Annotated in this window: 10 protein-coding genes; 6 read left to right on the forward strand and 4 right to left on the reverse strand. The window is 71.7% G+C overall.

Annotated features, from left to right (window positions below; genetic code table 11):
- The 4 genes from B7X32_RS15450 to B7X32_RS15465 all read left to right on the forward strand — a co-directional run.
- Nucleotides 1-930, forward strand: a 930-nt coding sequence (locus tag B7X32_RS15450) for an APC family permease (protein ID WP_292721490.1), incomplete at its 5' end; no start/stop codon positions are given.
- Nucleotides 931-1,194: 264 nt separating this feature from the next.
- Nucleotides 1,195-2,037 carry a hypothetical protein gene (locus B7X32_RS15455; protein ID WP_292721493.1) on the forward strand — a complete coding sequence of 281 codons (843 nt, stop codon included), beginning with the start codon at nucleotides 1,195-1,197 and terminating at the stop codon, nucleotides 2,035-2,037.
- A gap of 131 nt (nucleotides 2,038-2,168) precedes the next feature.
- Complete coding sequence (locus tag B7X32_RS15460; protein ID WP_292721496.1) at nucleotides 2,169-2,390, forward strand: hypothetical protein; 222 nt, start codon at nucleotides 2,169-2,171, stop codon at nucleotides 2,388-2,390.
- Between the two features lie 49 nt (nucleotides 2,391-2,439).
- The gene (locus B7X32_RS15465) at nucleotides 2,440-3,507 is read left to right on the forward strand and encodes a hypothetical protein (protein ID WP_292721499.1); all 1,068 of its coding nucleotides are present in this window, start codon (nucleotides 2,440-2,442) and stop codon (nucleotides 3,505-3,507) included.
- Between the two features lie 128 nt (nucleotides 3,508-3,635).
- Here the strand turns inward: B7X32_RS15465 and B7X32_RS15470 are convergent, their stop codons facing one another.
- From B7X32_RS15470 to B7X32_RS15480, 3 genes are all read right to left on the reverse strand, one after another.
- Nucleotides 3,636-4,208 carry a copper resistance CopC family protein gene (locus tag B7X32_RS15470; RefSeq protein WP_292721502.1) on the reverse strand — a complete coding sequence of 191 codons (573 nt, stop codon included), beginning with the start codon at nucleotides 4,206-4,208 and terminating at the stop codon, nucleotides 3,636-3,638.
- Nucleotides 4,205-4,927, reverse strand: a complete 723-nt coding sequence (locus tag B7X32_RS15475; RefSeq protein WP_292721504.1) for a YcnI family protein — start codon at nucleotides 4,925-4,927, stop codon at nucleotides 4,205-4,207. The genes B7X32_RS15470 and B7X32_RS15475 overlap by 4 nt, the downstream gene beginning before the upstream one ends.
- Before the next feature lie 78 nt (nucleotides 4,928-5,005).
- Nucleotides 5,006-5,608, reverse strand: a complete 603-nt coding sequence (locus tag B7X32_RS15480; RefSeq protein WP_292721506.1) for a hypothetical protein — start codon at nucleotides 5,606-5,608, stop codon at nucleotides 5,006-5,008.
- A 132-nt stretch (nucleotides 5,609-5,740) separates the two neighbouring features.
- Between B7X32_RS15480 and tyrS the strand changes: the two genes are divergently transcribed.
- Both tyrS and B7X32_RS15490 read left to right on the forward strand, forming a co-directional pair.
- Nucleotides 5,741-7,042, forward strand: coding sequence for a tyrosine--tRNA ligase (tyrS, locus tag B7X32_RS15485; RefSeq protein WP_292721509.1), 1,302 nt, complete (start codon nucleotides 5,741-5,743; stop codon nucleotides 7,040-7,042).
- A gap of 259 nt (nucleotides 7,043-7,301) precedes the next feature.
- Nucleotides 7,302-8,090, forward strand: coding sequence for a DUF4184 family protein (locus B7X32_RS15490; RefSeq protein WP_292721512.1), 789 nt, complete (start codon nucleotides 7,302-7,304; stop codon nucleotides 8,088-8,090).
- A 328-nt stretch (nucleotides 8,091-8,418) separates the two neighbouring features.
- Here B7X32_RS15490 and B7X32_RS15495 read toward each other — a convergent pair.
- Nucleotides 8,419-8,602, reverse strand: a 184-nt coding sequence (locus B7X32_RS15495; RefSeq protein WP_292721515.1) for a hypothetical protein, incomplete at its 5' end; no start/stop codon positions are given.

Below are 8,602 nucleotides of genomic sequence, written 5' to 3' on the forward strand. Positions count from 1 at the left end.
CTTGTGGGGATCCTGGTGGTGTTCGCCGCCATCGCGATCCCCCGTGCGATCACGACGTACCACCACGGCGAGACGTTCTCCTGGGACTGGTTCGGCTTCGGGCACCTGACGACGGCCGGGGTCTTCGTCTCCGCCGCGCTGATCGCGGCCTTCTACTACTGGGGCTGGGACGTCACGGCCAACCTGGGCGAGGAGACCAAGAACGCCCACAAGACCACGGGTCTCGCGGGGATCCTGGGCATCGTGATCGTGTTCATCCTTTTCGAGATCTACACGACCACGACGCTCGTGATGCTCCCGGGCAAGACCATCGAGGCCAACAGCGGCAACGTGCTGAGCGTCCTCGGCGATGCGATCATGCCGGGCATCGGCGGCAAGATCCTGATCATCGCGGTCGCGCTCTCCACGATCGCCACGCTCGAGACCACGCTCGTGCAGGTGAGCCGCACGCTGTTCGCCATGGGCCGCGACCGCACGATCCCGTTCGCCTTCGGCAGGATCAACCGCAAGTGGAAGACGCCGGTGTTCGCGACCCTCGTCGTGGTCGTCGTCTCGCTGCTGCTGTTCGTGCTGGCCAACGTGTTCGGCGACAGCGTGGGGCAGATCCTGGGCTGGGCGGTGTCGTCGATCGGTCTTCAGATCGCGTTCTACTACGCGCTCGCGGGTCTCGCCGTGGTGATCGGCTTCCGGAAGGTCATCTTCAAATCCGTGAAGAACACGATCCTGATCGGCATCTGGCCGCTGGTCGGAGCGCTGTTCATGATGTACATCTTCTTCACCTCCATCCCGAACAACGAGCCGGTCGTCAACATCCTCGGGCTCGGCCTGATCGCGGTCGGCGTCGTGCCGCTCGCGCTCTTCTACCGCAAGGCCAAGGACGCCTACTTCTCCCGGCGTCCGCTCGAGGTCCCGGAGGACTTCTCGGCCTAGGCGGATCCGACACGGGGCGGGGCGGGCGTTCGCGTCCGCCCCGCCCCGTGTCGTTGCGCCCCGCGGCGGTCGCGCGCGGCCCGGCACCGCCGCGTGCCGCCGAGGGCCGGGGCTCGCCGCTGCGGCCTGGCAGAATGTCGGAGGTCCGGGGGAGGATGGGGTTATGCCCAGGATCCCCCTCGTCGCCGTTCCCGGCTCCGCGCGGGCCGCGCCGATGCGCGCGGGCGTGCGGGGCGACGGCCGGGCGCGGCAGGGGGGGCCGTCATGATCCTCGCCGGGCTCATCCTGCTCCCGATCGGGCTCGCCGACGTGCTGCGCCGCTTCCTGCGCGGCCGTGCGCTCTGGATCGCGATCGCGGTCGCCGGCGTCCTCGTCCTCGTGCTCGCGGCCCTGGGCGGCGCGTACCTCTACGCCGTGCTGGGGCTCGCGCTCGCCGCGCTCTGGGTGTGGCTGCTCCCGCTCGACGGACGGCCCAGGCTGTCGTTCTGGCCGGCGGCGCTGCTGGCCGTCCTCGTGGTCGCGCTGGTCGCCCTCCTGCCGGCGCGCGTGACGACGGGGCTCTTCGCCGGGCGCTGGCTGGCGACGCCGTTCGGGCCGATCGGGTTCGATCTGCTCGTCCTCGCCCTCGGCGTCTTCGCCGTGCTGCTCGAGACCGGCAACGTGATCGTCCGCGCGGCGCTGCTGGGCGAGCGGGCCGAGATCCCCGAGGACGTGGCGCCGGATCACGAGGCACCCGGTACCAGTGCCGGTGCCGGTACCGGTACGGTGGCGGGGCTCGTCCCCGTGCCGCCGGGCGTGATCGATCCCGGGACCCCGACCGCGTCAGAGCCCACCCCGCCGCTGCCCGCGGCGGATCACGGCTTCCGCGGCGGACGCCTGATCGGGCCGCTCGAGCGCGTGCTCGTGCTCCTCCTCACGCTGTTCGCGGCCTATCCGCTGCTCGCGGCGATGCTCGCGGCCAAGGGGATCGTGCGGTTCCCGGAGATATCCCGGGACGGCGTCAACGGCGGTCGCGCGGAGTACTTCCTCGTCGGCAGCCTGGTCAGCTGGGTCGTGGCGCTCGGCGGCGCGCTGCTGCTGTGGTGGGCTGCGCGCGCCGGACTCTGAGCGACGCCCCGCCCGGCCGGCGCACGGCCACCGGGTTGCCGTCGGCGTGCGGCGCGGGGATCCTTGTCCTGAGGGACGCCTCTGCACGAGTCCGTCCCCGAAAGCGCACCAACTCTCAGGCAGGAGGATCCATGGCGGAGCAGCCCCGGTTCACGCTGGACAGCACCCTCGGCGAGATCCTCGACGACCCGCAGGCGCGGGCCGTGCTGGACGAGCTCGTGCCGGGCGTCTCGACGCACTCGCTGGTGTTCCTCGCCCGCGGGATCACCCTGGCGGACGGCGCCGCGCGGCTCGGCTCGATCGATCCGGAGCGTCTCGCCGAACTCGACGCGCGGCTGCGCGCACTGGGGTGAGGCGGTCCGGGGACACGACGGCGCCCGCGCGCTCCCTAGACTGACCGGGATGTCCGAGCACCAGGCCCCGCGGTCGACGCACCACACGGTGCACTCCGTGGCGCCGTCGGATCCCGAACCGGTACGGCCAGAGCCGGGTCCGGCCTGGCGGCGGATCCTGCACCTGCCGCTGTTCTGGGCGCTGGTGTGCGGCGTCCTGGCGGTGCCGGGATACCTCGGCGGCGACCTCGAGTTCCTCTCCTTCCTCCTCACACTGGTGGGCGGCTGGCTCTGCGGATTCTCGTTCGTGAACGCGACACTGAGGATGCCGGACCGGCGCGGGCTGATCGTGCACATCGCCGGGGCCGTGGGCGCGGGGCTGGTGCTCTGGCTTCTGATCGAAGAGGTTCCCGCGCTGCTGGCGCCCAAGCCCAACCCCGCGCGCGCGTTCCTGGCCGTGGTGCAGATGGCGGCGGTGCCGGCGGCCGGCTGGGTGTGGCTCGCTCTGATCGGCAGGGTCACGGCGATGATCGGCGCCAGGGACGCCGCGAAGGCGTCGTCTGCACCGCAGTGGGAGGCCGCGGAGCGCGGATCGCTCGCGCGCTTCCGGGCCGTGCCGCTCGGCACTCGAACGCTCGCGTCCTGGTGCATCCTCACCGCGGTCGTCGTCGCGATCGTGATCCTGGTGGTCCTGATCGCGACTGGCGGGACGATCCTGAACGTCGGGCCGAAGCTCTTCCTCCTGCTGTGCGTCGCGGTGCCGGGTCTTCCCGCCTACCTGCTGATGTCGTGGCTCCTGCGCCGTCGCGCGGTCGACTGCGCGGTGCGCTTCGACGCGGATCGTCTGCGGATCGAGGTCGCCGGCGCCGAGCGGCGGATCCGCTACCGCGAGCTCGAGCGACTGGTCTGGCGCACGGAGGGAGACTTCGCGCGGATCGAGGCGCGCGGATCCGGCGTCGATCTGACGCTCATGGCCGGGATCGCCCGCAAGCCCGGCGGGACGCCCGCCGCGCTGCCGACGCTGTCGCGCCGCGGGGTGCGCCTCCTGGAGGAGGCGGGCCTCGCATCGCGCACGCTGCGCGGAGGGCGGGCGCTGATCTTCGAGCGCGTGCCCGCCGCCCCGGACGCACGCCCCTGACGGGCCGGGCCGAGGCCGGTCCCTCCGCGGGTCGCGGGGTTCCGGCGTTTCCGGGACGGCGCGGCGCCGAGACGGGGAACGCGGTGCTCCCGGAGGAGCACCGCGTTCCGTTCCGACCCGGGGTCGGCTCAGCTCTTGCGGCCGCGGGCGAGCGCCCAGGCGCCCACGCCGACGCCGACCAGCACGACCGCGCCGATGCCGAGCCCGATCCACAGGCCCGTGTCGGCGCCGCCGGCCGCTGCGGGCGCGTCGGTGGTCGCCGATGCGGCAGGACCGCAGACCGGTTTCGCGGATCCGGCCGCCGCGGGCGACGCCGTGCCGTCCGGCGCGTACGCGAACGTGTAGCTGCCCGAGATCGGGTGCCCGTCGGAGGAGACCACGCGCCAGAGCACCTCGTAGGTCCCGGCGCCGCCGAGCGCGACGGGCGAGGACACCACGGGCCCGTTGAGATCGGGGCACGCCGTCTCGTAGTACTTCTTGTCGGGCCCGATCACCTGGATGACCGTCGCCCCGTCGGTGCCGAGCGGATCCGCGCTGAACGTGAGCGCGACCGCGGACAGGCTCTTCACGGTCGACCCCTTGGCGGGGTCCGTGTTCTCGAGAGTGTCATGCGCGCTGGCCGCCGTGGCGCCCGCGGTGGCGAGGACGAGCCCGACCCCGATCGAGGCGGCGAGTGCGGTGAGACGATGGCGGAGGGTCATGCGTCGGCCTTCTTCCGGCGTCCGAGGGCGAAGCCGCCGAGCAGTGCGCCGCCGGCCGCGACCACGAGTGCGGCGATGCTGAGGCCGAGGGCGAGTCCGCCCTGGGCGTCGGCGGGCGCCTGCGCCGATGCCGCCGGGGCGGTCGTCGCGGTCGCGCCGCCGTGGTGGTCGGCCGGGGGAGCGTCGTTCACCCACAGCACGGGTGCGGGCTCGAGCGTGTCGTCCTTGGCCGCGTCCTCCGGCGTCGCCGACCACTCCACGACCTTGCCGTCGGAGTAGGTCTGCGTCGCCGGGATCACGATGCGGCCCGTGTCCGGCACCGGTCCGAGCGACAGCGTGAACGTCTGGAACTGTCCCGGCGCGATCCCGCCGGCGTCGGCCGTGAAGGTCACCTCCGTGGTGGCCTCGCTGATGGTGTTGCCCTCGACCTTCACGGGCTTGGGCAGCGCGGTCTTGGCCGCGGTCCCCGTCCACCCCGCGGTGGGCTGGTAGCTGACGCTCGTGAACGGGGTGTCGGCGGGCAGGTGGATCTCGAGCTTGACCGTGCTGGCGGTCGTGGACTCGTTCGGAACCCGGAAGGTGACGTACGTCCAGGATCCGGCCTCGGCCTGATTCGGGGTCGCGGTCACGTGCGCCGAGGCGGCCAGGGGCACGGCAAGGGCGAGGGCGGCGCCGGCGGCGAGGCCGATGAGGACGCGGGAAGCAGTGGTGTTGCGCATGGTTTCGTCTTTCTGAGGTCGTCTGTGTGCACCACGGGCGCGCGGAGAGCGGCCCGGCGGGGTGCGGGTGAAGGGAGGTCAGGCCGCGAGCGGCGGACCCCTCCTCGACACGACGGTGAGGACGAAGAGAGAACGGAGGGTCTGCGCGGCGGCGGCGCGCGGCGCGGCCGGGACGCGGTGCGCGGGCGACGGCACGGCGGTGAGCAGCCGCGCGACGAGGTTCCAGCCGGTGAGCTCGAGCAGGGCGCGCAGCGCCTGCTCGCCGCGGCCGAGCGCCAGGACGGTGAGCACCGCCGCGATCGCGTGCCCGATCCACATCGCGGGCTGCAGGTGCAGCGCGTGCCCGGCGTCGACCGCCGTGGTGCCGAGGGCGCCGGCCAGTTCCGCGCCGTGCAGGTGCCCGCCGGCCACCGCGGACCCGGATCCGGATCCCACGCCGATCAGCAGCAGCCCGTGGAACGCGATCTGGCTCAGCCCCACGGCGAGCGACAGGCGTGCCCAGCTCAGCGTCCGCCCGGCCAGCGCGATGCAGACGGGCGCCGCGAACAGCAGCGCGAGCACCATCCCGATGAGCGGGGCGGGCTCGCCGTCGGCGGTGGAGTGCGAGACGGAGGCCACGAACGTCGCGACCAGGGCGGCGATGAGGCCCCGGACCGTGCGACCCGCGCGCGTTCCCAACACGCCCCCAGCCTAACGGCCCCCCTCTGACCGCGAGACTGCAACTGGGCGACGAGACTGCGCTCCGTGACCGCAGTCTCGTCGCGGAGATGAAGTCTCGCGGATCGACCGGATCCGCGCTGATAGCCTGATCCGGTGTCGAACCCATCCCTGACGACCGCGGCACCGGCCATCGACCCCACGTTCGAGAACGTGTGGGATGAGCTGGTCTGGCGCGGACTCGTCCACGTGTCCACGGATCCGGAGGCGCTGCGCGCCCTTCTCGCAGGTCCCGCGATCACGTATTACTGCGGCTTCGACCCGACCGCACCGAGCCTGCACCTCGGCAACCTCGTGCAGCTGCTGACGCTGCGCCGCATCCAGCTCGCCGGGCACAAGCCGCTCGGACTCGTGGGCGGATCCACGGGCCTCATCGGCGACCCCCGCCCAACGGCCGAGCGCACGCTGAACACGCGCGAGACCGTCGAGGAATGGGTCGGACGCCTGCGCGCGCAGGTCGAGCGCTACCTCAGCTTCGAGGGCGACAACGCGGCGCGGATCGTGAACAACCTCGACTGGACCGCGCCGATGAGCGCGATCGACTTCCTGCGCGAGATCGGCAAGCACTACCGCGTCGGCACCATGCTGAAGAAGGACGCGGTCGCCGCGCGCCTGAACTCCGACGCCGGCATCAGCTACACCGAGTTCAGCTACCAGATCCTGCAGGGCCTGGACTACCTCGAGCTCCACCGTCAGTACGACTGCGTGCTGCAGACCGGCGGATCCGACCAGTGGGGCAACCTCACCAGCGGCACGGATCTCATCCACCGCGTCGAGGGCGCCTCGGTGCACGCGATCGGCACCCCGCTGATCACGAACAGCGACGGCACCAAGTTCGGCAAGAGCGAGGGCAACGCGATCTGGCTCGACGCCGAGATGTGCAGCCCGTACCGGATGTACCAGTTCTGGCTGAGCACCGCCGACGCCGACGTGATCGACCGGCTCAAAGTCTTCACCTTCCTGAGCCGCGCCGAGATCGAGGAGTACGCGGCGCTCGTCGAGTCCGAGCCGTTCCGCCGCGCCGCGCAGAAGCGCCTCGCGCTCGAGGTCGTCGCCACGGTGCACGGCGTCGATGCGACGGCCGCGGTGATCGCCGCGTCCGAGGCGCTCTTCGGGCAGGGCGACCTGTCCGCGCTCGACGCCGCGACCCTGCGCACCGCGCTCGAGGAGCTGCCGAACGCGCAGGTCGCCGCCGGATCCTCGGTCGTGGACGCGCTCGTGGCGACCGAGCTGGTCTCCAGCGCCTCCGAGGCCCGCCGCGCCATCGCGCAGGGCGGCGTCTCGGTCGACGGCGAGCGGGTGGAGTCCGACGACGCGACCGTGCCGCTCGGTCTGCCCGGCGGGGTCTCGGTGCTGCGTCGCGGCAAGAAGACCCTCGCGGGCCTCCTCTCCGCCTGAGCTGCTCGCGGATCCGATCCGCCGACCTGTTCGCGGATCCGGTCCGCCGACCTGTTCGCGGATCCGACCCGCCGACGCCCCCTCTGACGATCCGCGCCCCCTCTGGGGTGCGCACGTCAGAGGGGGTGTCGATCTTGCGGAGGGGCGCCGACGTCGATGGGCCCGCCCGATCGCCCGTCCGACCGCGCGCCCGCCGACCGCGCGCCCGCATGCCCGGCGCACCCGGCATCTTGGGAGCCGGCCCCGTTACGGTCGGACCATGCCGTTCACGCCGAGTCACGCGATCGTGGCGCTGCCCTTCGTCCGTACGCCGCTCGTGCCCGCGGCGATCGCGATCGGCGCGATGGCGCCCGACCTGCCGCTGTTCACGCGCGGCCTCGTCGTCGACTACTCGGTGACGCACGACCTGCGCTGGCTGCCGGTCACGGTTCTCCTGTCGCTCGCACTGCTCCTCGTCTGGCGGATCGTGCTGCGGCCGGCCTGCCGGATGCTCGCGCCGCGCTTCATCGGTGCGCGCCTTCCGCAGGAATGGGACCGGGGGCCCCGCGCGGTGATGCGGGAGACCTTCGGAACCGTCGCACGCGCGATCCTCCTGGTGCTCGCTCTCGCGCTCGGCGTCGTGACGCACGTCCTCTGGGACGCGTTCACGCATGAGGGGAGGGCCGGCATCTCGCTGATCCCCGCACTCGATCAGCAGTGGGGACCGCTCCTCGGGTACAAGTGGCTGCAGTATGGATCCGGGATCGGCGGCCTGATCGTGCTCGCGATCGCCGGTGCGCTTTGGATGCGGGGCCGCACGTCCGGGCCGGTGGAGCCGGCGCCGCTCCGGATCCGACTGACCTGGTGGCTGTCGCTCCCGGTGACGCTGATCGTCGCGGTCGTCCTGGGGCTCGTCGCATACGGACCGCTCACGGAGGAGTTCACCGTGCAGCACCTCGCCTATCGGACGCTTCCCCTCGCGTGCGGAGTCTGGGGAGCCCTGACCCTCGCCATGATCCTCGTGCTGCGCGCCGCTCGCGGGCGGCCCTCGGCGCCGTCTGGTGCGTGAATCCGCGGTGAACGCCCGCAGAACGGGGCGCGACACGCCCGAGCGGGCGCCCCGATTTGCCGGACCCCCGGGATCCACGTAAGTTATTACCTGTTCGCCCCAAGCGGTAGAGCGAAGGGCCGGAAGGCCTGACTCCCCAAGCGACGAACACCACCCACCTTCTTCTTCGGAAGTCGGTTCCTCTTCGCAGGTTCTCCCTGCGGCGGGGTCAAGCGCGTGCGCTTGAGAGGGTGACCGTCCGCCAGGAACGTCGATTTGACAAGCTGGCCGGGAGGGATAAGCTAGAGAAGTTGCCTCGGAAACGAGATAACGGATCCGGTTCTGAACCTCACGGCGTGTCGATTTGACAGCCGGAGCGAGACGGATAAGATAGAGAAGTTGCCCTGAAGGGAAGGCCGAGAGGCCGGAACGCAGGAGCATCCGATCCTTGAGAACTCAACAGCGTGCACTTGTCAAATGCCAATTTATTCCTCGTCCAGCTTTCGGGCTGGTTGAGAAATTCCTTTGGATCA

Origin of the sequence: Microbacterium sp. 13-71-7 (assembly GCF_002257455.1) — a bacterium.
In the GTDB taxonomy this organism is placed as follows: domain Bacteria; phylum Actinomycetota; class Actinomycetes; order Actinomycetales; family Microbacteriaceae; genus Microbacterium.